At 68.8% G+C, this 23,270-nt stretch carries 33 protein-coding genes; 2 read left to right on the plus strand and 31 right to left on the minus strand.

The features are described from left to right. Positions 1-10 precede the first annotated feature (10 nt). From IMZ11_RS33855 to IMZ11_RS33905, 11 genes are all read right to left on the minus strand, one after another. On the minus strand, positions 11-3,169 hold the full coding sequence (locus IMZ11_RS33855; protein ID WP_228646513.1) for a phage tail tape measure protein: 3,159 nt from the start codon (positions 3,167-3,169) through the stop codon (positions 11-13). A gap of 161 nt (positions 3,170-3,330) precedes the next feature. After that, positions 3,331-3,843, minus strand: a complete 513-nt coding sequence (locus IMZ11_RS33860; protein WP_228646474.1) for a hypothetical protein — start codon at positions 3,841-3,843, stop codon at positions 3,331-3,333. Continuing rightward, the gene (locus tag IMZ11_RS33865; protein WP_228646475.1) at positions 3,843-4,301 is read right to left on the minus strand and encodes a phage tail tube protein; all 459 of its coding nucleotides are present in this window, start codon (positions 4,299-4,301) and stop codon (positions 3,843-3,845) included. Before IMZ11_RS33865 ends, IMZ11_RS33860 begins: the two co-directional genes overlap by 1 nt. Positions 4,302-4,364: 63 nt before the next feature. Continuing rightward, positions 4,365-4,715, minus strand: a complete 351-nt coding sequence (locus IMZ11_RS33870; RefSeq protein ID WP_228646476.1) for a hypothetical protein — start codon at positions 4,713-4,715, stop codon at positions 4,365-4,367. Positions 4,716-4,753: 38 nt separating this feature from the next. Beyond that, positions 4,754-5,185 (minus strand): minor capsid protein, encoded by a 432-nt coding sequence (locus IMZ11_RS33875; protein WP_228646477.1) that lies wholly within the window; start codon positions 5,183-5,185, stop codon positions 4,754-4,756. After that, entirely contained in the window at positions 5,182-5,535 is a 354-nt protein-coding gene (locus IMZ11_RS33880) for a hypothetical protein (protein ID WP_228646478.1), read from the minus strand. Before IMZ11_RS33880 ends, IMZ11_RS33875 begins: the two co-directional genes overlap by 4 nt. Further along, the gene (locus tag IMZ11_RS33885; RefSeq protein WP_228646479.1) at positions 5,532-5,846 is read right to left on the minus strand and encodes a hypothetical protein; all 315 of its coding nucleotides are present in this window, start codon (positions 5,844-5,846) and stop codon (positions 5,532-5,534) included. Before IMZ11_RS33885 ends, IMZ11_RS33880 begins: the two co-directional genes overlap by 4 nt. After that, positions 5,843-6,496, minus strand: coding sequence for a hypothetical protein (locus tag IMZ11_RS33890; protein WP_228646480.1), 654 nt, complete (start codon positions 6,494-6,496; stop codon positions 5,843-5,845). The genes IMZ11_RS33885 and IMZ11_RS33890 overlap by 4 nt, the downstream gene beginning before the upstream one ends. 10 nt (positions 6,497-6,506) lie before the next feature. Further along, the gene (locus IMZ11_RS33895; RefSeq protein ID WP_228646481.1) at positions 6,507-6,713 is read right to left on the minus strand and encodes a hypothetical protein; all 207 of its coding nucleotides are present in this window, start codon (positions 6,711-6,713) and stop codon (positions 6,507-6,509) included. A gap of 2 nt (positions 6,714-6,715) precedes the next feature. Beyond that, positions 6,716-7,939, minus strand: a complete 1,224-nt coding sequence (locus tag IMZ11_RS33900) for a DUF5309 family protein (protein WP_228646482.1) — start codon at positions 7,937-7,939, stop codon at positions 6,716-6,718. A gap of 51 nt (positions 7,940-7,990) precedes the next feature. Beyond that, positions 7,991-8,707 carry a hypothetical protein gene (locus IMZ11_RS33905; protein ID WP_228646483.1) on the minus strand — a complete coding sequence of 239 codons (717 nt, stop codon included), beginning with the start codon at positions 8,705-8,707 and terminating at the stop codon, positions 7,991-7,993. A gap of 304 nt (positions 8,708-9,011) precedes the next feature. On the opposite strand from IMZ11_RS33905, the gene IMZ11_RS33910 reads away from it, so the two are divergent. After that, a complete protein-coding gene (locus IMZ11_RS33910) occupies positions 9,012-9,398 on the plus strand; it encodes a hypothetical protein (RefSeq protein WP_228646484.1) in 387 nt (128 codons plus the stop codon). Here IMZ11_RS33910 and IMZ11_RS33915 read toward each other — a convergent pair. From IMZ11_RS33915 to IMZ11_RS33970, 13 genes are all read right to left on the minus strand, one after another. Continuing rightward, entirely contained in the window at positions 9,395-9,616 is a 222-nt protein-coding gene (locus IMZ11_RS33915; RefSeq protein WP_228646485.1) for a hypothetical protein, read from the minus strand. The genes IMZ11_RS33910 and IMZ11_RS33915 overlap by 4 nt on opposite strands. 5 nt (positions 9,617-9,621) lie before the next feature. Then, positions 9,622-11,571, minus strand: coding sequence for a phosphatidylinositol 4-kinase (locus tag IMZ11_RS33920; protein WP_228646486.1), 1,950 nt, complete (start codon positions 11,569-11,571; stop codon positions 9,622-9,624). Between the two features lie 76 nt (positions 11,572-11,647). Further along, complete coding sequence (locus tag IMZ11_RS33925; protein WP_228646487.1) at positions 11,648-13,168, minus strand: phage portal protein; 1,521 nt, start codon at positions 13,166-13,168, stop codon at positions 11,648-11,650. A 10-nt stretch (positions 13,169-13,178) separates the two neighbouring features. After that, the gene (locus IMZ11_RS33930) at positions 13,179-14,921 is read right to left on the minus strand and encodes a terminase TerL endonuclease subunit (protein WP_228646488.1); all 1,743 of its coding nucleotides are present in this window, start codon (positions 14,919-14,921) and stop codon (positions 13,179-13,181) included. Further along, positions 14,896-15,336 carry an HNH endonuclease signature motif containing protein gene (locus IMZ11_RS46810; RefSeq protein WP_374463107.1) on the minus strand — a complete coding sequence of 147 codons (441 nt, stop codon included), beginning with the start codon at positions 15,334-15,336 and terminating at the stop codon, positions 14,896-14,898. Before IMZ11_RS46810 ends, IMZ11_RS33930 begins: the two co-directional genes overlap by 26 nt. Positions 15,337-15,395: 59 nt before the next feature. Next, positions 15,396-15,893 (minus strand): phage terminase small subunit P27 family, encoded by a 498-nt coding sequence (locus IMZ11_RS33935; protein WP_228646489.1) that lies wholly within the window; start codon positions 15,891-15,893, stop codon positions 15,396-15,398. 170 nt (positions 15,894-16,063) lie between these two features. Continuing rightward, the gene (locus tag IMZ11_RS33940) at positions 16,064-16,618 is read right to left on the minus strand and encodes a 3'-5' exoribonuclease (RefSeq protein WP_228646490.1); all 555 of its coding nucleotides are present in this window, start codon (positions 16,616-16,618) and stop codon (positions 16,064-16,066) included. Further along, positions 16,615-16,827, minus strand: a complete 213-nt coding sequence (locus IMZ11_RS33945; RefSeq protein ID WP_228646491.1) for a hypothetical protein — start codon at positions 16,825-16,827, stop codon at positions 16,615-16,617. Before IMZ11_RS33945 ends, IMZ11_RS33940 begins: the two co-directional genes overlap by 4 nt. Continuing rightward, positions 16,827-17,045, minus strand: a complete 219-nt coding sequence (locus IMZ11_RS33950) for a hypothetical protein (protein ID WP_228646492.1) — start codon at positions 17,043-17,045, stop codon at positions 16,827-16,829. Before IMZ11_RS33950 ends, IMZ11_RS33945 begins: the two co-directional genes overlap by 1 nt. A 93-nt stretch (positions 17,046-17,138) precedes the next feature. Next, positions 17,139-17,378, minus strand: coding sequence for a DUF2829 domain-containing protein (locus IMZ11_RS33955; RefSeq protein ID WP_228646493.1), 240 nt, complete (start codon positions 17,376-17,378; stop codon positions 17,139-17,141). Positions 17,379-17,396: 18 nt separating this feature from the next. Next, a complete protein-coding gene (locus IMZ11_RS33960) occupies positions 17,397-17,741 on the minus strand; it encodes a hypothetical protein (RefSeq protein ID WP_228646494.1) in 345 nt (114 codons plus the stop codon). Positions 17,742-17,753: 12 nt separating this feature from the next. Further along, positions 17,754-18,254, minus strand: a complete 501-nt coding sequence (locus tag IMZ11_RS33965; protein WP_228646495.1) for an ATP-binding protein — start codon at positions 18,252-18,254, stop codon at positions 17,754-17,756. 104 nt (positions 18,255-18,358) lie between these two features. Next, a complete protein-coding gene (locus tag IMZ11_RS33970; RefSeq protein WP_228646496.1) occupies positions 18,359-18,772 on the minus strand; it encodes a hypothetical protein in 414 nt (137 codons plus the stop codon). Positions 18,773-18,916: 144 nt separating this feature from the next. Between IMZ11_RS33970 and IMZ11_RS33975 the strand changes: the two genes are divergently transcribed. Beyond that, the gene (locus IMZ11_RS33975; RefSeq protein ID WP_228646497.1) at positions 18,917-19,192 is read left to right on the plus strand and encodes a hypothetical protein; all 276 of its coding nucleotides are present in this window, start codon (positions 18,917-18,919) and stop codon (positions 19,190-19,192) included. 100 nt (positions 19,193-19,292) lie between these two features. Here the strand turns inward: IMZ11_RS33975 and IMZ11_RS33980 are convergent, their stop codons facing one another. The 7 genes from IMZ11_RS33980 to IMZ11_RS34010 form a co-directional block, all read right to left on the minus strand. Further along, a complete protein-coding gene (locus IMZ11_RS33980) occupies positions 19,293-19,496 on the minus strand; it encodes a helix-turn-helix domain-containing protein (protein ID WP_228646498.1) in 204 nt (67 codons plus the stop codon). After that, on the minus strand, positions 19,493-20,215 hold the full coding sequence (locus IMZ11_RS33985; protein ID WP_228646499.1) for a hypothetical protein: 723 nt from the start codon (positions 20,213-20,215) through the stop codon (positions 19,493-19,495). Before IMZ11_RS33985 ends, IMZ11_RS33980 begins: the two co-directional genes overlap by 4 nt. A 66-nt stretch (positions 20,216-20,281) precedes the next feature. After that, positions 20,282-20,629 (minus strand): hypothetical protein, encoded by a 348-nt coding sequence (locus tag IMZ11_RS33990; RefSeq protein WP_228646500.1) that lies wholly within the window; start codon positions 20,627-20,629, stop codon positions 20,282-20,284. A 77-nt stretch (positions 20,630-20,706) separates the two neighbouring features. Beyond that, positions 20,707-21,012 carry a hypothetical protein gene (locus tag IMZ11_RS33995; protein ID WP_228646501.1) on the minus strand — a complete coding sequence of 102 codons (306 nt, stop codon included), beginning with the start codon at positions 21,010-21,012 and terminating at the stop codon, positions 20,707-20,709. After that, positions 21,009-21,236 (minus strand): hypothetical protein, encoded by a 228-nt coding sequence (locus IMZ11_RS34000; RefSeq protein ID WP_228646502.1) that lies wholly within the window; start codon positions 21,234-21,236, stop codon positions 21,009-21,011. The genes IMZ11_RS33995 and IMZ11_RS34000 overlap by 4 nt, the downstream gene beginning before the upstream one ends. Before the next feature lie 412 nt (positions 21,237-21,648). Further along, positions 21,649-22,374, minus strand: coding sequence for an ATP-binding protein (locus IMZ11_RS34005; protein ID WP_228646503.1), 726 nt, complete (start codon positions 22,372-22,374; stop codon positions 21,649-21,651). Beyond that, positions 22,355-23,263, minus strand: coding sequence for a helix-turn-helix domain-containing protein (locus IMZ11_RS34010; protein ID WP_228646504.1), 909 nt, complete (start codon positions 23,261-23,263; stop codon positions 22,355-22,357). Before IMZ11_RS34010 ends, IMZ11_RS34005 begins: the two co-directional genes overlap by 20 nt. Positions 23,264-23,270: the final 7 nt, after the last annotated feature.

Genomic DNA, 23,270 nt, shown 5'->3' on the forward strand with positions numbered 1-23,270 from the left:
GGATGGGGGATTAGTAGCCGGCGGCGTGCGCCGAGAACCACATGTGGTTCGTCACGGCGGCCGGGCTGAACTCCTGCGAGTAGAAGTTGTTCGTGATGCTGGGCTTGGACGACTGGGAGCCGTCCACCAGGCCCGGCGTCGAGCTCGGCGAGGGACCGCCAAGGCTCGCCAGAGCGGGACTGGACGACACGCTCGGCAGGGGGATCGCCGTAGCCTTGGCCTGGTCGACGAGCTTCTTGAGCACGCCGGACATGGCCGCATCCAGCGTCCCGGCCTGGCCGACGATGCCGCGAATGAAGCCCAGCATCGTGTTGTCGCCGATCCCCATGAAGACACGACTGGGCGACTTGACGCCGAGTTCCTTCTTCGCCGCGGCGACGACCGCTTTCGCGATCTTCGCCATCATGGACTCGGTCTCCTTGAGCTGCCCCTGAAGACCCTTCAAGAAGCCCTGACCTGCCTGCTTGCCGACGTCGTACAGCGCGTCCGCACTGTTCTTGCCCATCTGCTTCGACACCTTGTCGATCTGCTTCTGAGCGCGGTTGATCGCCTTGATCTCCGCTCCGTCGGCGCCGACCAGCATGTCCGCCAACGCCAAGCCCTTATCGGGCCCGGCCTCGATGATCTGGCGCAAAGTGGTCTTGTTCAGGCCCATTTTCGCGAGCTTCTGGATATCGGACGCGAACCGCTTGATCGCGTTCAGCTTCGCATTCAGCCCGGCGACGACGTTGCTGGCGTCCGCGCCCTCGCCCAGGCCGAGGTCCGTCACATTGGCGAAGTCGACCATCTGCTTGGCGATGTCGGACGCGTACTTCTTCGCGTCCGCGATCGCCTGGATGATCCCCTCGCGCTTCTTCGCGACGTCCTGGAGCCGGGTCGTCTCCTTGCTCACCCACTCCACGAGCGCGTCGGGGGCGGAGGGAGCGGCCTTGAAGGCGTCCTTCACCATCGTGAGCATCCCCGCCACAGTGGTGCGGGCCTTCTCCTGGTTCCCGCGGATGCCGAGGACGAAGCCCTCAACCGTCCACGCGCCGATCTGCGCGAACACCCGGGACGGGGAGTGGGAGTCGATGACCTTCTTCGCGGCGTCGATCGCCATTCGGCCAAGCGACGTCACGGCCGACACCGCTTCGTTGATCTTGGACTTGATGCCCTTGATCAGGCCATCAACGATCGCCTTACCGACCCCGACCAGCCATTCGTTGGCCTTCGACATGGCCTTCTTGGCGGTTGAGCCCCAGTCCTTCAGCGTCGATTCGATCTTGCCGAGGTTCTCCCCGGCGCGCTTCTTCATCTGATCCCAGCCGCCGCCCCAGTCGCCGACGATCTGGCGCATCACGGTGTCGGCGATGTTGCGGATGTTGGCCGTCGCGCCAGAGAAGATCTGCTTGATCCCCTCCCAGGCGCCGGACCAGTCGCCCTTGATGATCGCGGTCGCCGTCTTGAAGATCCCGCCGATCATGGTGAAGAATCCGCCCACCGCGGACTGCACCTGATCGAGGGTGGCCGTCGCGCCGGTGAGGATCTCGTCGCCCCACTCGTCCCAGATCGCGCCGACCAGGTTCGTGAACTCCTCGACGGCGCCGAGGATCCCGCCGAACGTTGTATCGAACTTGTCCTTCAGCTCCTGGAGCTGCTCCTTGTGGTCTTCGACCCAGCCGAGCGTCTTGTCCTTGATCGCCTGGAGCTTTTCTCCGACCGTGTCTGCGAGGGACTGGAGCTTCGCGCCGATCTCGCCGCCGTCGAAGCCCTCCCACAGGTCTTCCAGGGCGGGGAGCACCTTGTCGCCGATGAAGGTGACGACCTTCTGCTCCAGGCCGCGCTTGAACTCCTCGAGTTTGTTCGCGGCGGTGTCGTGGAGCTTGTCGCCGGCGTCCTTCGCCGCGCCGCCGACCTGACCGATCCCTTCGACGGCGGTGGACGGGTCGAGGGCGTAGAGCGCACCAGCCATGTCTTCGGCCTTGGTGCCGAACAGCTCGACCGCGACCGCGTTCCGCTTCGCCGGGTCTTCGATGTTCCGCAGCTTGTCGAGGACGGTGTCGAAGGCGGCCGCTGCGGTAGGACCGCCCTTGGCGAACTTCGCGACCATGTCGTCGGCGTTGAGGCCGAGGTCCTTGAAACCCTTCTTGACGTTGTCGCCGCCTTTGACGGCCTCGATCGCGAATTCCTTGATCGTGTCGGTGATGACGTCCGCGTCCCGGGCGCCGGCCTTCAGGCCCTGCTGGATCAGGCCGAGCGCGGTCTTGCCATCGAGGCCGATCGACCGGAACTGGGTGCCGTACTCATTGAAGGAGTCGAGGAGGTCTTCGCTCTTGTTGAGCCCCATCTGGGTGCCCTTGACGATGATGTCGAAGGCTTCCTCGGCGTTCTTGGCGAGGCCGGTCCGCATGAGCTGGGACACGGCCCGGGTGACGGCGCCGACGTCCTCGTCCATGATCGTGGCCACGTCCATGGCGCGCTTCGCGACCTTCGACAGGGACTTCTCTGAGGCGCCGCGCAGCCCGTCCATGTTCTGCACCACGGCGCGGATCGCATCCGTGACGTCGCCCATGGATTCGCCGTACGCCGATGCGTAGACCTGGCCAGCGACCCGGCCGATCTTCTCGGACTCGGCAGGTGTAGTGCCGAGCTGCGCGAACAGCTTCTGTTTGGCCGACTCGGCGTCCATCGCCGAGGTGAGGCCGTCCATGATCTGTTGGCCGATCGCGGCGCCAGCGGCGATCCAGCCGAGGCCCTTGAGCGCGGTCATCAGCCCTGACCCGGCGCCGCGCATCCGTGGGCCGCCGGCACCCTCCAGGCCGTCCCCGAGGCCCTTTGCCGCGTCCTCGCCGCCGCGCCGGGCCTTGTCGTCTAGGTCGTCGAACGCGTCGTCGATGGCCTTGTCGAGCTCGGCCGCGAACTGGTCGGCCTCGTCGACCATGCTCGCGAGGCTGTCGTCGAGGGCCTTCTCCAGCTTGTCGAGGTCGGCGATTGCCTGCGCCGGGTCCATGCCGCTCGCAAGCTCGGATTCGATCTTCGACAGCGCGGAGGAGACCGTCGACTCGATCGAGGACATGGAGCCGTTCGTGGCCGACTGGAGCTTGTCGAGGCCCTTCCCGGCCGCGTCGACCCCCTTGCCGAACCCCTTGTCCTCCAGGTCGATGAAGCCGACCAGCTCACCGATCGTCATCCTGCCCACGGGAGCCTCACCTCCCATGCGCGATCAGAGAGTGCTGATGAACGCCTGCGCCTGCTCGCCGACGAGCTCGATCGGCTCGTTGTCGACGATCCGCCGGTACATGGACGACTCGGGCAAGAGCCCGGCAAGGTAAACGGCGAACTGGCGGTGGGTCAGGTTCGCGAGTTCTTGCGGCCCGATGCCGTACCGGGCGCGGAAGTCCGCTTCGATCGCCCACCAGAGCCGCCGCCTCCGCCGCTCTTCTGGGTCGAGCTCTTGGCTTTTCCCGACTCCATCTCGCGCACCAGCTCGTACGCCTCGCGGAAGCTTGTGGGCTTGCCCTTGCCGTTGGCGTAGCCCCACATGAGCACCACCTGGATCTCATCGTGGGTCATGCCCGCCTCGACCCAGGCGTCGAGGACGTCGACGCCGAACAGGTCGGCGAGCAGCTGCTTCATGTCCTCCTCACTGGAAGACCGTCGGCGCTGCTCCGCGCGCCGGTCGAACCGGAGCGGCAGGTCATGAGGGACGGCCACGGTGACGCCGCGGATGACCTCCGTGGCCGGGCCGCCGCGCTCCGCCTCTTCCTCGCGCTGGACCTCGGCCCAGAACCCGTCCCAGGATGCGTACGCCTTCGCCTCGTCCTGGCCGTCCTGCTCGTCGTCGAGGTCGTCCTGCTTGGCCATCAGACCACGTCCACGAGGGTCGTCTTGCCGCTCTTGGTGATCGTGGCCGACCACGAGGTCTTGTCGTTGGGGCCGCCGCCCTGCTCACCGAGGCTGAAGGTCGCGTCCCAGACGCGCCACTTCGCGTCCATCGGGTGCCGGAACCGCACCCGGCCGAGGGAGTCGTAGCCGACCTTGTCCTCGCCGGCCATCTCCTCGACGCGGGCGCGGCCGGGCTGAAGGGCTCCCGTGAGGTGGTCCTTCTTGGCCTGGCCCTCGAGGGCGAGGGATGAGCCCCTCTGCATGATTTCCTGCTCGTACGCGCCCTCGCTGTCGTAGTCCGTCGTGTCGACGGTCTCCTCGTTCTCGCCCGGGTTGTGCGTGACGGTGGCGAGGTTCTCGATCCGGAGCCAGGTGTCCGGGGTGTCGTCCTCGACCTCGATGATGATGTCGCGGGCGTTGATCTTCCGCTGCGTCATGAGTAGCTACTCCTGTTCGTACTCGGCCGGCTGATCTCGCAGCCAAATGGGGGTGTCCGGCCGTCAGGCCGGGTCGAGGACGGCCACCGTCACCGACGCGTCGGCGCCCGCGTAGTTCAGGTGCACGGAGCCGTCAGCCTGCCGGTACTCGTCCCCGAGCGGCGGCAGCAGACGAGCCTTCCCCGCCGCGACGGTGAAGGTGGCGTCGCCGATCGGCAGCGCCTGGCGGCCGACGGTGCCCGGCGTCGGCACCGTCACGGTGAGCGCGGTGTCGTCGCCGTTGCTGATCCACACCTGCCGACGCGACCGCCACGGGAAGCTGTTGCCGTCCGCGATGTTCGCCGCGCTGCCGGCGTCGGGGAGGACGGCCCCGGCCGCGCCGAGGGCGACCGGCGTGAGTGCAGTGCGTGCCATGGATCAGGTCTCCTCGGGATCGTCGGGGCGCGTGTGATTCACGGGTAACTCCTGTTCGGGGACGGTCTGCTGATCTCGCAGCGGAGGTTGACGGTCCACTCCGGGCGGCCGGACTGGTCACGGCCGATGTAGATCGGCCCCGACTGCGTGCCGATCACGTCCTGCAACCAGGTGCCGCCCGCCAGCGAGCGGGAGCCGATCGCGTGGAGCTCGTCGTAGACGGCCTGTGCGTCCTGCTCGGCGATCCGCGCGTCCGTCGCGGGCCCGCGTACGCGCACCTGGATGGACGGCTCGTCGTAGTCGTCCGTGGCGTCAGACTCCGCCCCGCCGTACCGGGCGACCGCCATCGCGCGATCCGGCGACGTGGGCAGGACGGTCAGGAAGATCGTGCCGCCCGCTGTCCCGTCGACCTTGTAGATGCCGAGGCCGAGCCCTGCGAGCAGCTGCGCGAGCTCCTCCAGGAGGGTCATTTCAAGCCTCTGCTGAGCTCGTCGGCGACCATGGCGAGCATGGCCCGCCGCTCGGTGTCCATGGGCTGCTCCAGGAACTTCGCCTGCTTACCCGGGTCGTGCTTGAGCTCGAGGTCCTCGTGCTGCTTCACAGCGTGCTCGCCGTCGAACGACACGGCCCCGGTCAGTTTCTTCTCGTCGACGGACGCGGTGGCGGATCGCACCAGGCTCAGATCCTCGACCGGAGTGATCTCGACCGCCTTGTCCTTCAGGTGATCGACCGCCCGGCGCAGGCCTCGCGCGGCCGCTTTCCGCTCCTGCGCCCGGATCCGGTCGCCGTTCCACTTCACCCGGACGTACTTGCGGCTCACGTCAGCGTCACCTCCAGGTGATCCATCCCGGAATCGGTGGGGCCCTCGCGGGTGGCCACCGTGATCACGGTGGCCTGGCGGCCGGACGGCAGGGTGACCCGCGACTCGGTGGGGATGACGGCTCCTGGGTTGAGGTAGACCGTCGTCTCGGAGATCACCTCATCGCCGGTTGCGGAGCGGACGAGCTGCCGCTTGTCCTCCACGTATCCCGGGTAGGTGACGGTGCCGCCGTACAGCGGCCCGGCCGGGCCAGCCCCCTGGTACGGCTCCACCTGCACCTGGTGGGGCAGCATGTCCGCCGGCAGGCTCACCACGGCCCCCTTCGGGAGGACCGGACGCTGTGGACACGCACCGCCCAACCGGCCCGGGCCAGGCGGCGCATGTCCCCCTCGGTCAGCTCCCCGGTGCCCACCGTCTCGGTGGCGAAGGTCTCGGAGTAGCTGCCGAGCGTCCTGGATCGCAGCGCGCCGGGGTTGACGTAGCCGCGGGCCGCGATGCCGAGCACCACGGCGCGGACGTCGGTCGGCACCTCGGCGAGGCCGTGCGTGTAGGTGACGACGACCTTCTCCGCCCACATGCCACCGCCGCGGCGTACCGCACCGTCGGTGCACGAGGCGGGCCCCGGCGCGCGGATCAGCTGGTGCCCGTGCCGTACGAAGTCCAGCCCGTCGACCAGCGGCATCGACGAGGTGCAGTAGTCGTCGAACTCGACCACGACCAGGGGATGGGTGTCGTCGACGACGACCGGCCACTGGGGCAGGTTCAGCACCCGGTCGCCGCCGGTCAGCTCTACCGTGTCGGTCTCGACCGGGTAGATGTGCTGACCGGTCGCCGACCGGACCAGGGCCGAGGCGTCCTCGATGAGCGCCTCGGCCGCCTGCTCCTCGACCGACCCAGAGGCGAAGGTCGTGCGCAGCCGTACGGCGAGGTCAGCCGGCTCGGCGAGCGGGGGAAGTGCCACGGCGACCTCCTCAGCTTCGGCGCGGCCGCCTGGTCTTGGCCGGCTGCTCCCGGGTGTCGTCTTCGGTGATGCCGAACACGGCCGGCAGATCGGGGAGCGCGGCCGCCATCTCGGGGTCGTCGACGACGGCCAGGCCGTCCCGGAACCAGACGATCCCGGCCGCCGTCCGGATCGGCACGTCCCCCGTAGGGAAGCGCTCGCAGCGGAAGACGCTCATCGTCAGGCCCCGGCGGGCGCGGTGACGTTGAGGACCTTGCCGTGCTTGCGCTCGTTGCCGTACTTCAGGCCGATCTCGCCGTACACCTGGCGCTTCTCCGACGCGCCGGTCCTGCTGAGCTCCTCGACGAACAGGAACCCCTTGCCCGGGATCGGAAGGAACCTGGGGGCGCACTCCTCGAGGGAGACGACCGACAGCACGCTGGTCGGCATGTGCCGGTCCAGCATGATGTTCAGCACGCCGAAGTCCGTTTCGATCGTGGTGACCCGGACTCCGGCGATGGTGCGGCTGGTCTCCTGGAAGTTCTTGTCCGTAATGAAGATCTTCGTCAGGGCCCGCTTCAGGGTGGCGTTGCACATCAGGGTCGCGGTCTCCGACTCCTGAATGCCGCCGTTGTCCCACACGTCCTGCATGAGGTCGATCACGATCGGTTCGGTCAGTGCGGTCGCCTTGGTGACCACGGCGCCGCCGTCCGTGCTGAACGCGATCACGGTCCCGCCCGGCTTGGCCGCGACCTTGAAGGTGTTCGTCGCCGAGGACACGACGTAGTAGAGGGTGTTCGGCTTGAGCACGCCGACCGCGCCGCCGGTCAGCGACGACACGGCCACCGCGTCGCCGTTGGCCAGGCCGTGCGCGGCGATCGTGAACGTCTCGTCGTCGGCCTCGATGACGGCGGTGCCCACGAGGGTGCCCTTGGTGACCACGTTCGTCTCCGTGGCCTCCAGGATGCCCCTGGTGCGCCGCGCGGTGGCGTTCGTCCCGGGGTTGGCGAACGTGCCCGTGATGAACGACTTCTCGATGTCGCGGGCGATCTGCTTGAGGTTCTGCTCGATCTGCCAGTCCAGTTCGTTCATGACCGGGTTGGACCCGCTCACCGAAACCGCGTTGGCGTTGTTGGAGCCGGTCGAGGCGTACTGACCGGTCGCGGCGAGCTTGGTGTAGGAGAGCTCGATCGCCTCCTGGTGGATCTCCACCACGTTGTGCGCGTTGAACCGCACCCGCGACTCGGCGGTGGGCGCGTTCGCACCCTCCACACGCTGCCGGGAGTCGTCGGCGTCGCGCAGGTCGTAGCCCTGCCAGGTGAACAGGGTCGCGTCGGCCGCCTCGCCGCCGGTCAGCCCGCCGATCGCGGACAGGAACGGGGTGTCCGCGGGGGTGACGGCGAAGAGCTCGCCGACGTAGTTGGGCAGGCCGAAGGTCGTGCCCTGCCCGGTGATACCCGCCATGGGGTGTCCTCCCTACTGGGTCGGGCACGGCCGGACGGCCTGCCCTGATGATTACTTGCTGGGCTGCAGCATCAGCTGCGTCTTGAGCTGGCGCGCGGTCTTCCAGTCGCCCTTGGACTCGGCCTCGCGGATCCGCTCCTCCAGCGTCGGCTGCTTGCCGCCGCCGCGCGGGCCGCCGTCGCCGCCACCCTCGAAGCGGCGGCCGCCGCCGGCCAGGTGCGGCTTGTCCTTCAGCAGCGCCGCGAGGGCGCCCTCGATCGCCTTGACGTCGACCTGGCCGTCGGTGATGAACTCGTCGACGCGAGAGGCGAGCCGCAGCCGGGCGTCCTCGGGGTCGGCGAACTTGCCCGCGGCGAGGACCTCGATCTTGTCCAGGAGCCGCTCGCGCCGTACCTCGGTCAGCACCTCGGTCCTGGTCTCCTCGCGGGCCTTGGCGATCGCCTTCTCATTCTCGGACTGCTGGTCGGCCTGCGCCTTGTCGAACGCGGACGCCTTGGTCTTCAGGTCGTTGTAGTCGGCGTACTTGGCCCGCTCGCGGGCGAGTCGTTCGGCGACGACCCGGTCAAGGTCGGCCTGGGTGAAGGTCTTGTCCCCTCCGCCGTCCTGGCCGGCGTCGCCCTGGCCGCCGTCGCCGCCCTGCCCCGTGTCTCCTCCGTCGCCGTCGCCGGACCCGCCGAGGACGGGCCACACGATGCGGCCGGACGGCAGCACGCCGATGGCGCGCAGACCAGTACGAGGGTGAATGGGCAGGTCAATAATGGTGTTCATGTGATCTCCGTAAGCCCGTCGGCAGTACCTACCGGCCTTGAGCGCGGCCGTGGCGCTTCCCGCTGGCGCGGTTTGGTGGTGCACGGAATGCACCGTTTTGGGTATCCGTCCGGATGAATCCGGGCGAAGTCGATGGGGGCCGCCGTACGGTGCGGGCATGCACCCCCCGCAGCAGCCTCAGCAGTGGCCACCACAGCAGCCTGTCCAGCAGTGGCAGGGATACCAGCAGCAGCCGTACGGAGGTCCGCCTCTGCAACAGCGGCGGCCCGCGCCGCCACCCCCTCAGAGGCGGCGCGGGCCGGGCATGTGGATGATCGTCGCTGCGGTCGTGGTCGGCCTCGCCATGGTGGGCGGGATCCTCCAGGCCGTCAGCGGGTCCGGGGAGAAGCCTGCCGCGCGCGGGACAGCAGAGCCGTCAAGCACGCCGCTGGCGGTGATAGCGATCCCGAAGCCTGACGCGCAGCAGACGGAAGATCTCCTCTACGGGCTGCGTCAGATCGACAAGGAACTCGACCGGGCCCGCTCCATCGACCGCGCCCGGAACACCTGCTCTGATCTCCTACAAGGCGAGGAGCGAAACAAGGTGGTCGAGAAGACGCGGCTACGGTTCGACGGCGTGGCCGACATCGACGTGGCCGACGCGGAGGCGATCGTGAAGCTGATCGAACAGGGCGGCTGGTGTCGGTCCTAGCCGTCCAGTTGAACCATGAGATAGCCGTTCGACCATCCCTCGGCCACCAGGGCGCGCACGGCGTCGGCCTCGGTCGCCCCTTCGCGGCCGCGCCGCCATGCGCGTACGGCGGCGGCCGCCGACTCCCCACCCGAGTAGGTGACCGTGCCGTCCGCGGCGAGTTCGGCGCGAGACACCTCATCGCCGGTGCGGACGGACACGATCCTCATGGTCGTCATGGCGGTCACCGTACTCCCGCGATCAGGTTCCGGTCACCGTTCGCGTGCCGCTCCAGGACGTCGAGCATCCTGAGCGAGTAGTCGAGCCAGTGCCCCCGGCCAAGGTGCGTGAAGTCCTCGCGGAGCTCCTCCAGGCGGCGACGCACCTCGGCCACATCCGCCTTCGTGAGCGGGTTGGCCTTCGGCTTGTCGGTGTCGCGGTCCTTGTAGTGGGCGGCGAAATCCGAATGCACCCACTCGAAGGTCGGTTTCATGCCCGGCTCGATGAACTCGCCGAAGGACATGCCGTGGTCGATCGGGATCAGATGCCCGTCGCTGTCGAGCATCCAGTTGCCGGCATTCCTGTCGACGTTGTTGGTCAGCAGGTCGAGCAGACCCATGATCTTGCCCTGGGCGGAGTCCGGCACGTTGGTGAACCGGTCGCGCAGACGCTTCATCATGCTGCCCTCGTCCGCCGTCACGCCGTCCTTCACGAACTTCATCCAGATGGAGGTGGCGTCGTTGCGGTACACCTGCGGCGCGCGGAGCCCGAGCTTCCGCGCGATCAGTGAGGCGGCGTGTTCGGCCGCGGCGTCCTGGGCGTCGGCGAGTCCCGTACGGGCCCGCTTGCGGATGGCCTTCGTGCCGTCCGCGAACGTCACCAGCTCGGTCTCGGCCGACGCGCCGCCCAAGCGACGAGTCTCGGTGACCTTCTGGGTTTCGACCTGGCGCGCGAGGTCCTCCAGGCCATCGAGGGTCCGGTGGTAGGGGCGGGCGCCGACCGGCACCGCGTCCCGCCGCGCCTGCTCGGCAGCCTGGCGGCGGGCCGCCTCGGCAGCTGCCTTGCGGGCGCGTTCCTCGGCCGCGCGCCGAGCCTCCTCAGCGGCCCTGCGTGCTTCCTCCAACTGCCGGCGAGCCTGTTCCTGCGCCTGCTGCCGCAGCTGCTCGATCCGCTGCCGCAGGTCGGCCGGGGACGGCTTGGCAGCCGCCGCGGCCGCCCGCTCGCGCCGCGCGATCGATCCCTTGTCCAGGTAGCCGAACTTCTGCAGCAGCCGGATCGCCTCGTCACGGTCGCCACCGGCGTCTTTGTAGATCTGCTCTGGCATAGGGCGGATCGGGGCCTTGCGCTTCGACGTCGCTCCCATGCGGCGACCAGCGACGCCCCGTTTGGTCGTGCCTTCCGTGGTGACCAGACGGCCGCCGGCGGTCTGCATGCCGCGGCGGGCGTTGACGATCTGGCCGATGTCGGCGCCGTCGCGGATCGCCTCCGCTCCTGCCTTGCCGAAGGCGCGGGCTTGGTCGGCGGGGGACATGCGCGCGAACAGCTCGTCCGGGCTCGCCGGCGCGGGCACGTCGTACCCCTGGCCGGGCCGGTGCACCCGGGGCACCATCTGGCAATCGCATTTCGGATGCCGTTGGAAGCCCGTCGACCAGCTGTACTCTCTGCCGGCCAAGACAATGCACCGCGCGCACGCGGGCGAGCGCACGACGCGCACGTACGTGACGAACTGCCGGTCGGCGGTCATGGCTACCGAGGTCGCGACCCGTCCGGCGTCGGCCGTCTCGGTGGCCAGCATCCGCGTCAGCGCCGCCAGCCCGGCCCGCAGCGCAGTCGGGTCGTCGGCGCCGACGGCGAGCAGCCGCGCGGTCTGCACCGCAGGCATCATCAGCAGCGAGGCGAGGTCCCCGCCGTCCGCCGTGGTGCCAGCGAACGCGGCCGGGTCGACCATCGCCGCCGGGTCGGGCTGCACGCCCATGCTGTGGGCCAGGTCGGCCACGTACGGCTGGGCGCGGGCCGCCGCCGCGTGCTGCGCGGCCGTCAGCACGCTCGCTACCTTCCCGGCGAGCGGCCGCCACGAGTCGAGCACAGCCGTCGGGTCGACCTGCTGCCAGATTTCCTGCCCCGCTACGGCGGCCTGCCGCGCGAGCTCGGCCTGTGTCCGGTAGTGCGCGGCGGCGACGTCGTCGGTGGCCATGGCGACCTCCCCGAACTAGAAAGGATTTCTTTCCAGTTGGCTGTGACCAGGCACCTCGGTGATGTCACCGAAATGGTCAGACGTCCTCGGGCGGGCCGTCCTGCTGGTTGTCGCTCTCGCCGTCAGCCTGCTGGTCGGGCTTCGGGCCGTAGAGCGCGGCCAGGTCGCCGGCGAGGATCCGGGATGCCGCGTTATCGCGCATACGCCGCCACCGCTCGATCTCGTCGATGTCGGCGCCGTACCGCTCCCACAGCGCCTCATCCGGGACGCCGATGCCCTTGAGCTTCACCAGCGAGTCGACGAGCTCGGCATCGGAGCGGGACTCGGGATCGGCCCACAGCACCGTGCCGGTCTTGATCGCCTTCGCGCGCTTGTCCTCGCCCTGGGCCAGCGCGACGAGGCGCCACATCTCCCGGATAGCCTCGCCGAGGTACACCTGCCGCTCACGCACCCTGCTCACGAGGCCGGTCTCGGCCGCCTTCAGGGCGTCGGCCGACATGTTGGCCATCTTCCCGATGAGGTAGTGCTGCGGAGTCCGGGTCTGGGCAGCGATGTGCCCAACCGCGACCTCGATCACGTTGGTGTAGTTGGCCAGGTCAGCGGCAGTCCACTCGCCGATCTTCGCGTTTGGGTCCTCCAGCCAGACGACCCGGTCGACGGCGTACTTGGCCAAGTCGATCGGCTCGTAGGCGACGATCTCGCCGGTCGTCTTGTCGAGGATCGGCTTCTTCGGCACGTCCATGCCCATGATCACGCGCTGCGGGAAGGCGGCGAAGTCGGACGCCGTCAGCAGGTGAGACCACAGGAGGTTGACAGCGTCCTGCAGCGGGATCACGTTACGGATCTCCGACACCGGGTCCTTGGCCAGGCGGGAGCGGTTCGGCAGCTCCACCATCGGCACGACGCCCATCGGATTCTTCTGCGGGTTCGGCTCGCCGGGCACCTCGCGAAGCTGCCACCCTTCGCCTGCCAGGCTCACGGTGCCCGCCACGATCAGCCCGGACTCGGTGCGGCCATCGACCACGGGCACGCTCAGCGCGGGCTTGACGAACTTCCACACCTCGCCGGGCAGGTAGAGGGTGGCGTACTCGTTGTCGTCGTCGCGCCACTTCTTCAGCGCGGCCCGGCGCCGTCGGCGCGATCCGGGTTCGTAGCCGACGATCGTCTCGCCCGGCGCCTCGAACGTGACCTCGGGAGTCTTCTCGTCGTCGAGGTTGCCCCACACCAGGACGTGCGTACGGCTGGCCGTCAGCGTGTCGACGAACGCCAGCCCGGAGTCGGCGTCGAGTTCGTTCTCCAGCCATACCCGCCGCGACTCCGCGTCCGCCAAGGCGCCGGTGTCGGCGTCGGTTCCGGTGCCGAGCCGGATCCCGCGCACGGTGAGCCGCTCGGCCACCGAGTCGACGACGACCTGGCACCAGTTGTCGGCGAAGTAGGAGAACAGGCCGCCGAAGTACTGGCGGAACTGCGGGGAGGCGAACAGCAGGTTGTGCTCGCCGTCGTAGTACGACTCGGCCCGCTGCTGCTCGGGCTGTCGCCGGTCCAGCTCGCGAGACAGCTTGTCGAGGAGGGCCAGTGCTTCTACCGCGGTTGCCATATCGCCCTCCTCACGCCGTGTGGGCCTGGTAGGTCTTGGGGACCGGGCGGCGCAGGTAGCCGTCCAGCCCGATCACGCACGCGGCGATGCCGTCGATACGTGCCTGGGACTTGAGCCGCTCCGGCTTGACGAGCCGGTAGTTGTCCTGGCCGTCGTCCCTGACTTCGGCGACCGAGGCCATCCACCGCGCCACCGGGTTGCCGCCGTGGTGGAACCGTCCGGGTCCGGCCTGCTTGCCGCTTCGGCCCATGAGCCGCTGCAGCTCCTTGACGGCGGGGGACTGGCCGAAGAACGTCTGTGCGACTGGCACGACCTCGACGCCTTTCAGCGCCTTGTCGATCTCCTGCACCATCTGGCCGGCGAACATCCGGTCGTAGCCGATCCGCTGCATGTCCACCCGTCGGCAGTCGGCCAGCACTTCCTTTTGCACCGCGGTGTAGTCGATGACGTCGCCCTCGGTCGCGGTGATCCAGCCCTCCCGGATCCACTTCGATAGGGGCACCTGCAGTTGCCGCTCCAGGTCCTCGACTCGATCCCCGGGCACCCAGAACCGCCAGAACATGTCCAGCTCGACGCCGGGCTGCCGGGACTCAACGCCCATCCACCAGGCGGTCAGGTCGGAGACCGCGGACAGGTCCAGGCCGCCCCACGCGCGGCGGAGGTGCCCCCGCTCCATGTCGCACATGCCGGCCATCGCGTCCCACACGCGCACGTCGATGAGCCTCGACTGGCCGCGCATCCGCCGGTTCAGGTGCAGACGGCAGAACGTCGGGAAGTACGACGGGGTGGTGCGCGCCTTGTTGGCCTCCTTGCGCAGGTACCGCACCGTGGGGGATACGCCGAGTCCCGGGTTGGCCTTGTGCCAGGTGGCTTCGTCGAACGGGTCGTCCTCCTCGGCGGCGCCCCAGATCACCCCGAAGTGCGAGGGGTCCTCGACGACGTTGTCCGCGACCTTCCGCGTGTAGGAGTGCTTCTCGTCGTAGATCGAGCCCTCGTCGCCTTCATCCGCGGTGGTGATGAAGATGATCAGCGGCTGGGTTCGGGCGCCGGTGCCGGTCTCGATCGCGTCGACCAGGTCCCGCTTCTTATGGACGTGCACCTCGTCGATCACGCCGCCGGACACGTTCAGGCCGTGCGCGGCCTCGGCGATCCGCGACAGCGCGCGGAAGATCCCGCCGGTCTTCGGCACCCGGATCACGTCGGCCAGCGCCTGGATCTTCCGCCGCGCCGCCGTCGACGTCGACGCCATGCGCTTGGCGTCGTCGAACACGCGGCGGGCCTGCTCCAGCGATCCGGCCGCGGCGTACACCTCCGCGCCGATCTCGCCGTCCGCCAGAAGCAGGACGTTCGCGATGCCGGAACTGATCGTGCTCTTGCCGTTCTTGCGGGGGACCTCGACCCACACCGCGCGGATGACGCGGACGACGGCCTCGACCTCGTCGTCCCAGTACACCCACCCGAAGACCGGGGCGATGACCCAGACGACCTGCCACGGCGCCAGGCCCTGCCCGATCCGGAACGGCAGGCCAGCCCACCGGCCCTTCGTGTGCTTGAACGCCGCCAGCGCCCGCAGCGCCTTCTTCACCCGGCCGACGTCGAAGTACGCGCCCGGCTGCCGATCGGCTTGGAAGGCGACCACCAAAGGCGCGGCCGCCGCGGCTTCGTCGATCTGCTCCTCGATCAGGCCGAGCTCGAGCAGCGCCTCACGGGGGACAGGGAGCGCAACCTCAGTCCGTGCTGCAGGTCCTGACACGGCATCGCTCCTTGTACTCCCGCTGCCAGCGGGCGACACAGGAACGGCACCGTCGATAGCCGCGGGGGTCGATGTACAGGTTCGTTCCCGACAACGGATGCCCGCTTGAGCAGGTGGATTGCGCGGCTCGGACGGCTGCCACGCCCTCACCTCGCAGCGTGTTTGTCTGGGGCGTCACGGCTTCCAGGTGCTCAGGATTTACACACGCGCGGTTCCTGCAAAGGTGATCCAGTTGAAGCCCGTCAGGCACTGGCCCATGGAACGCCTCGTAAGACCACCTGTGCGCAAGGACCATCGCCCCATCTGCCCTGAACTGGCCGTAGCCCTTCGGGTTTCGGTACGCGGTCCATTCCATGCAGCCGTTCCTGGCAGGGCGGGCCTTCTCCCAGAACCGTTCCGCCATAGTCTTGGCCATGTCGATCTCCTCATCAGATCGGCCAGCCCCGGGGACGCCGCCAGCGTCCGCCGGGGGTTTCAATCGAATGGATCTTCGTCATCGTCGCCATCTCCCGGCGGCGTCATCCCCGCCCGCGCCGACGGCGACAGACCCAGCTCCCGGATGTAGACCTTCAGCTGCGCCCGGTACTGGGAAGCGATTGTGGTCGCGCCGTTCTTCTGCCAGCCCCGCTCGCCCTCCAAGAGCAGGCCGCGCAGCGACAGCTCCCGCTCGCACTGGTCGATCCGGGCGACGCACACGCAGTAGTCCAGGAGCAGGTGCGCGTCCACATCGGCCAGGCCGGCCGTGTGGCGGAGCACCGGCACGATCCGGCGCCACTCCCGCCGCGCGACCTCACGGGCCCGCCGGTTCAGCGCCTGCTGCGCCTTGTCCCGCAGGACCGGGAACGTGTCCTGCCAGCGCGGCTCGGCGAGCTCGGCCGCCGGCAGCACGACGCCGGCCTTGACGGGCCGCTTGCCCGGGTTGCCCTCGCGGACCACCGAGAGGGTCGGGCGCTTCCGATGGGGATCGGCCACGGTCCACCTCACTCTCTGTGGTCAGGGGCGCTCCCGCGCAAAGTGGTTTAGCTGCGGCGCCAGAGATTCGCCTCCCCCGCGTTCCGTCCCCCCACGCGGTTGGGGGTCATCCCCCACCCCTTGACCTGCGGAAACGTGCGGCAAGTCCCTGACCTGCGCAAACGTGAGCGTCACGCAGTGTGATGAGTCTCGCGTGCCAGGAACTCGGCCATGACCTTGACGTGCCGAGCGTCGGCCAGGGCGTGGTGCTCGCCCTCGCCCTGCTTGGGCATGGTCGGGTTGCCGAGTCTCATGCACTCCTGCTTGAGGTCGTTGGTCCACATGGGCACGCCCTTGGGCAGGTCGATCATGCGTCCCCACAGCTGGGCGAGGGCGACGTGGTCGTATGCGCTGTACCAGGCCCACAGCTCGACGTCGGGTGTGGCGAGGATGAACGCCTCGACCATGCGGATGATCTGCGCGCGGGGTCGCACGTCGGGGTGGTCGAAGTCCAGGTGCCCGTTCTTCCGACGCGAGCACTGGCACGGCACGCCGGGATCGTGCTTCTTGAGCGGCAGAGAGGGCCAGACGTTCTCGGCAAGCCAGGGGTTGCCGAGCAGGCCGGAGATGCTGAACTCCGAGGAGACGGCGTACAGCTCGCGGCCGTCCTCGGCCACCATGCCGATGCTGACGAGGTCGATCGTCTTGCCGTCCTCGACGAACTCGGTGTCGTAGTAGATCTTCATGGCTGCGCCTCGGATTCCAGTACGTCGGCGACAGCTCGCAGGGCGGCCGCCGTGTGGCGCCGGATCTCAACCTGATCGACGTTCATCGTCACTCTCACCTGGCCGCTGCCGGTGGTGTAGTTGAGGGGCACCTCGATGTGGCCGACTTCCCGTTCGGGACTCATCCCGACGCGGAGATAGATGGGCAGCTTGCCTGTGGAGACAGCCATCAGGACTTGTCCAGCGCGGCGCGGACGAAGCAGTCCTTCGCCTCCAACAGCTTGCGCAGGCCGGTGGTCAGCTCGGGGCCGTCGGGCAGCTGCTCGATCATCGCGGCGGCGAGGTCGTGGCACGGTCGGCTGATCGCCTGGAGGTGCGGCGGCAGGTGCTCGAAGTCGAAGTAGCGGGCGATCTGGTTGGTCGACGGGTGGCGTCCGACGAGCTGCATGAGCTTCTCCGCGGGGTAGCAGGGGTGGGGCCTGGCCTGGCCGCCGCCGGTACCCCAGCGGCAGCGGACAGGCCAGGAGATCAGGGTGCGGCGTCAGGCGATCCGCCAGTCGTCCGCGAGCAGGTCGGTCTGCGAGGCGACCCACGGCACGAGCTCGCGGTTGACCGCCCGCATGTAGATGTACGGCCGGTTCATCTTCGAGTGCTCGTCGGGCACCTGGAGCGCGAGCCACATGCCCTTGCCGTTCCAGCCATCCCGGGTGACGCGGGCGCCCTGGCGGAGGTAGTCGAGCGCGCGGCCGAAGTCGAAGTCGCTGTCGGGCGTTGAGGCCATGGTGATCTCCTGGGGTCGTTACCGGGCGTTCCAGCCTCCGGGCTGGTCGCGTGCGGTACGGCGGGCGTGGCAGCGCTGTGACATGGCGCGCAGGTTGTCCCAGTCGTGGCCGCGTGGTCCGTTGGGGCCGAGGCCGTCGATGTGGTCGGCGTGCTCGGCCGGCGTCCGCTGGTCGGGTGGGAGGGGCAGGCAGTGGTCGCACTCGCAGAGGGGGTGCTCGTCGAGGAACTCGCGGCGGGTGTTCTCCCAGCGCGTGTCGTAGCCCTTGGCGCGGGCGCTGCGGCGCCTGGTCTTGTGGGTGGGGCAGGGCTTGCGGTTCGGGCAGGACGGGACGCTGCAGGGCGGCGGGAGCCGGCGCGGCATGTCCGGCCGTGCCTACAGGGGGGCCGTACGGCTGGGGACGACGATCTCGTCGGCCTGGCCCGGCTCGTAGGTGTCGAACCACTCCAGGACGTGGCCGGCGAACTCGGGGGGCCGGTGCGCGGCCGCGCGTTCGAGGCACGTCGCCTGGTCGGTGTTGAGTAGTACGACTCGCGCGCCCTGTGCTCGGTAGCGCCGGCGCTCGGCGGCTGTGGGGGCGCACAGGATGATCCATGCCGCGCGTACGGGGGTGGGGCGGTTGAGCAGCCGTTCGAGCACTGCGTCCCGCGCGTCGTAGGCGTACGGCTTGAGCTGCTCGGGCACGGTGTGATCGCCTGCGCCGCCAAGGGCGGTGATCAGGGCGTCGAAGTCTAAGACGAGGTCGCCGGGACGCCGGTGCTGGTCGACGTAGGTGTTCTTGCCTGCGCAGGGTGGCCCGCATACGAGAGTGACCGTGCCTCGGGGGAGGGGGCCTCGGGCGGCTCGGCTGCGCTGCTTGATCATGCCGTACGACATCGGATCACCTGGCCTACTGTTCGAGGTCGCGGCAGCGTGAGGCCGGACATGCGAAAGCCCCGCTCGGAGGCGGGGCTGGCTTTCGGGGGGCTGCCGCGGGGCGGTCAGAGGGTGGCGAGGAGGGCCTCGACGGCGTCGGCCTGGGTGGCGAACTGCGGGGCGTCGTCGCCGCGGGCGATCAGCCTGGCGGTGTCGATCCAGCGGCCGTCGGCGGCGAGGGTCATGGAGTCGCACTCGGTGGCGATGGTCCAGCCGCCGTGGTCGCCGGGGTAGATGCAGACGCTGTACTCGTCGGTGACCTTCAGGGTGGTGACGCGCTCGGTGCTCCACGCCTTGCGGGTGCGCTGGCGGAGGCTGTGGCGGGCGATGGCGGCCTCGACGCGGCGGCGGTCGCGGGGGGTCATCTCGGCGAGGATCTCGGCGCGGGCGTCGGCGCGCATCCGGGTGTGCATGGCGTAGGTGACGGCGTCAGCGAGGGCCTCGGTGGTGGTGTCGGCGATGGTGGCGGTGGCGGTCATGTTGTCCTCCTCGGTCTTCGTGGCGATGACTCCACTGTACCGATTTCACGACAGTCATGGTATTCATTTCACGACACTGTGACATGTCTGTGATGTTCGCCATTCCGGCACAGTCACCATCGCGCCTGGGGTACAGTCCCACGCATGAAGATCGAGGCAGATGACGTCGTGGGCTACGTCGAGATCGTCGCCCGTGCCCACGAGACCTACGGTGTGACCATTCCCGCCGACACCGCCAGGAGCTGGGAGAAGCGCCGCGCCGCTTGGGAAAAGGCTGGCCGCCCCGTACGCAGTGCTTCCCGCCCCGACCACGAGCCCCTCCCGGACCCGATCGCGGCGAGTGTTAACGGCTCGCCAGCCTGGCTGTGGTCCCAGATCGGCCCCTGGTTGGAGCGCACCGGCAAGACCCGCTCCAAGTAGTCGAGCGGCGAGCAGGCAGGGGCCGGATATGCAAAAGCCCGGCTCGGTGGCCGGGCTTTAGGCATGGCTACCGCACGCCTTTTGATCTTTCAGTTAGAGGCTAGCACGTCTGTGACCTTTTGCGATGCTTTCGTGAGCGTGTCTTCTCCGCCTGGAACACGTCGGCGAGCCGGTAGAGGTTAGATGCGCCCCGCTTGCTGGCGGGCGCGAGGGCGCCGCGGTGGGTCCACGTGTAGATCGTCTGGACTTCGACACCGACCTCGGCGGCGGCCTCCGCTGCGGTGAACAGCTCCTCCGTGGTCATGCGCGCCCGCTCAGGGTGCCGTAGTCGGCCAGGGCGTTGATGGGCTGGACGCCGATCTCTTCCGCGATGACCTGGGCGAGCCACGGCCACTCGGAGAAGGCCCAGCGATGGCGCCGAGGCGGGTCGTCGTGGCAGGGGCATTCCTTGTCGTCGCAGCGGCAGGCGTTGTTCAGGCAGGCGACGACCTCCCGTTCCGGGAAGGCACGCAGTGATCGGGCATCGCAGACGTGGCATCTGGCGTTGAGCCTGACCACCTGCTCATCCTCTCCCAGGGCGCGGGCGGCCAGGCGGCGGAGCCGTACGGCTTCCGCGTGGACGTGGTCAGCGAGGTCTTCATGGACGGCGATCCGGTCGAGGAGGCCGATGATCCGGCTGATGCGCTCGGCGGTGGAGGCCCCGGCGAGCAGGGTGAGCTCCAGCTTCTCGGTGACGGCGTCCTCGAGCTCGGTCACGCCCGCGGCGATGTCCGCCTGGACGTCGAGGACGTCGAGGCGGAGCGGTGCGGGGCCGGTGCCGAGGACCTTGATGCCGCGGGCCAGGTTGGCGTGCTTGGCTTCGCGTTCGGCGCGGGCGAGCTGGTCGAGGCGGGCCCGCTGCTCGTCTGTGAGGTCGCGTTGCGACCATCGCCGCGGGGTTCCGGGGACCAGGGCCGCGCCCAAGAGCGGAAGCGCGGTGCGGACGGCGGACAGTGCCTCATAGCTGCGATCTGTGGTGCTCAAGCGGTCCCCCTTGGTGTGCGGCTGGCGCTGGGAGGCCGGGGACGCGATGTCCCCGGCCCGGGTTGATCAGGATTCGGGCTTGGGCACGACGGTGAGAGTCGGAGCTTGGAGGGTGTCACCCGTGACACTCTCGGGAAGTCCGTCGTTGGCCAGGGATTGCAGGCGGAGGCCCGCGTCTACGAAGTCGAAGCCGAGCTCGTGGTCGAGTCGGCGGGCGGCCGGGGCGAGGAACTGGGCCACGACGACCCGCACGGTGACCGTGAGGAACGCCGCGTGCAGGAATCCGGGTAGGCCGGCGAGGCGCTCTTTGATGACCTGTCCAACCTTGTCCTCGTCGTTACGGGCTTCGCAGAGGGCGACGCAGAAGCGGAGGATGTCGGTCTCGGTCGGGGTGGTGAACGTCGAGGGGGTCACATTGCACCTCTCGGTTGTGGCCGTGGTTACCTTGGGGCGGCCGCCCCCGGGTCCAGCGGGGGCGGCCGAAGCCTTATTCACGGGATGAGCGGGATCGGGTTCGGGTAGCTGTCCAGCAGCGCCTGCCAGATCCGCCGGGAGCCGCCTTCAGCCCCGCGGGCGTTGTGTTCGGCGTGCTCGCGGTGGGCGATCGGCTCGGCGTCGAGGTGGTCGGCGCACAAGAAGGCGATCGAGGCGGCGGGGGCGCCGAGAGTCCACATGTCCGGCGGGGTGGCGGACAGTACAGCGGCGACGGCCGGCCGGTCGCAGTCGGGTGAGAAGTCGCCCTCGTTGTCACACTGGCCGTCGTGGCCGAAGTCCTTCGGGTTGATCGTGATGGTCACAGGAGGGTCCTTTCGATCGGGGTGGATGTGCGGGCCTGCTCGTGACGCTTGAGGATCTCCCTGAGGCCGTTCCGTTCGGCGCGGAGCCAAACAGCCCAGCCGGTGGCGGCGATGAGCGCGAAGACGAGCAGGGCGATCACGGTTTCCATCAGAACCGTCCCGATGAGGTGGTTCTGGTGTCGGCCTTTGGCCAGCCGTCCGCCCATGTCGTCAGGCCGGTCCACGCGATCTCGTCTCGCAGGGCAGCCGCGATCTCGCGGTGCGGGTGCCCGGGGCCGCCGTTCTTCCAGCAGGTGGGGCATGAGTGCTCGGTCGGGCGGCTGTAGGAAGCCGGTGGTCCGGGGATCTGGTTTGCGGACACGGTCAGTTCTCCTCTGAGGTGAAGCCGAGGTGGCGGGGCTCACGCTCGGACGCGGCCACTGCGGACTCGCCGCCTGAAGTGGAGATGCTCACGGTCTTCCTTGCAGCTCGTAGGGGTTGTTGGTGTCGCAGTACTCGCAGGCTTCCCACCCGTCGGTGTCGGCCCGCTTAAGGCGTGAGCAGGCTCGGCAAGGCCCTGCGGTGTGGATGGCGCGGGCGAGGAGCGGCAGGCGCCGCGGTCGGGGGACTGGGGTGGTCACGGTTTAGCTCTCCCGGTCACGCGGTCTTGCGCCGGTCCGGGCCCGTCATGGGCACGATGTCGCACGACTCGGAGAACCGGGACGCGACCCGCTCGCCCACCTGATCCGCCAGCTTCTTCGGCGGCACATTGCTGGTCACGATGAACGGCCTAGCCTGGGCGTATCGCTCGTCAACAATCTCGTACAGCTTCTCGGCCGTGAACTCGGACGGCTTCTCCGCGCCGATGTCGTCGATGACCAGGAGCTTGGCCCGCTGGCAGTCCACGATGAGCTGTCGGTTTGGCTGGTTGCCTGGGCGGAGTTCGTCGAAGAGCGTTGTGGCACGGAGGAACACGACGGAGGGGCCGTAGCGGCGGGTCTCGCCGTAGTTGTGCGAGGTTTCGGCGTTCGCGGGCACGGTGCCAGTGGCGAGACACCAGGCGGCGAGAGTCATGTAGGCGGTGTGGGTCTTCCCCGTTCCCACTGGTCCGCAGATGTAGAGCCCCTCGGCTTCGCGACCCTTCTGGATCCAGGCGAAGATCTCCGGGGGCAACTCGATCGGCTTGCTGAACCGCGGCGGAACGAAGCCGGCGAGCCCTCGGAGGACCCTCGTGGCTTCGCAGCCGGGGCACCGGTAGGCGCCGCCAACGCCGTCGGGGTCGACCCAGCCGTGGCCGTCGCAGCCGTCCGGGTGGGGCGGGACGATCTGCTGTGGCCTGATCGGGGTGGGTGGGGTGACTTCTTCATCCGAAGTTGTCGACATGGAACTCCTCATCTCTGTAATTCCTTGGGTCGGCCCCAGGGGCTTGGGTGCGGCCGGGTGTGCGCGCAGGGGCACCGCCGCGAAGGCCGCGGGACTTGACCTCGAGGTCTGCGAACTTGTTGCGGAACTTCGGGATGCTGTGCAGGACTGTCTTCCAGAAGTGATCCCGCTGGGACCAGTCGAGGACGTCGAGAGCCTCACTGAGGTCGACCTTGTCCTCGTCGAGCAGGAGTCGGGCTTCTTTGCGCCAGGCGTCGGTGACGGCCTTGGGGCGCTTCCGGTAGTCCTTGACCTCCAGCCACGAGATCATCCGGTTGCAGAGCTGCTCAACGTCGATACGCGTCGGCTCCTCGGCCGATGCGGCTTTCTTGCGGGATCTGGAACGAGAAGGATTTGGTTCTTCTCTAAAGCTGTGAGGGGGTTGAGGGGATGGGCGGGATTCTCGTCCCGCCTCCGGGGGGGACTGTGGTCCCGCCTCAAACAGCGTGGCGGGATTCTCGTCCCGGCTCTGAGGGGGGACTGTCGTCCCGCCACTCAGGGGGGATTCTGGTCCCGCCTCAGAGGTGGCACCCTCGTCCCGCCTCATGAGGACCGGAAGCCGATAGTTCGTCTGGACGTGCTCGCGAGCGAAGATCGGCCGGCCCTGCTTGTCCTTCCCGATCGGCACCCGGACCTCGAGGCCCCGCTTTGCAAGACGCTGGAAGACGCGCCGAATGCTGTCCGGCTGCAGGCCCGTGCGGCGGACGAGCTTGTCCATGCCGGGCCAGCAGACGCGGGTCTCATCGCGTGCGTCCTCCGCCAGGGCGACGAGCATGAGCCGCTCGGCAGGCGTCAGGTCCATGGGCGCGTTGTCGAGGACCTCGGCGACGAGCCTGATCCCCACAGTCACGCCCACC

It is taken from the genome of Microtetraspora sp. AC03309 (assembly GCF_020826795.1).
Taxonomy (GTDB): domain Bacteria; phylum Actinomycetota; class Actinomycetes; order Streptosporangiales; family Streptosporangiaceae; genus Microtetraspora; species Microtetraspora glauca.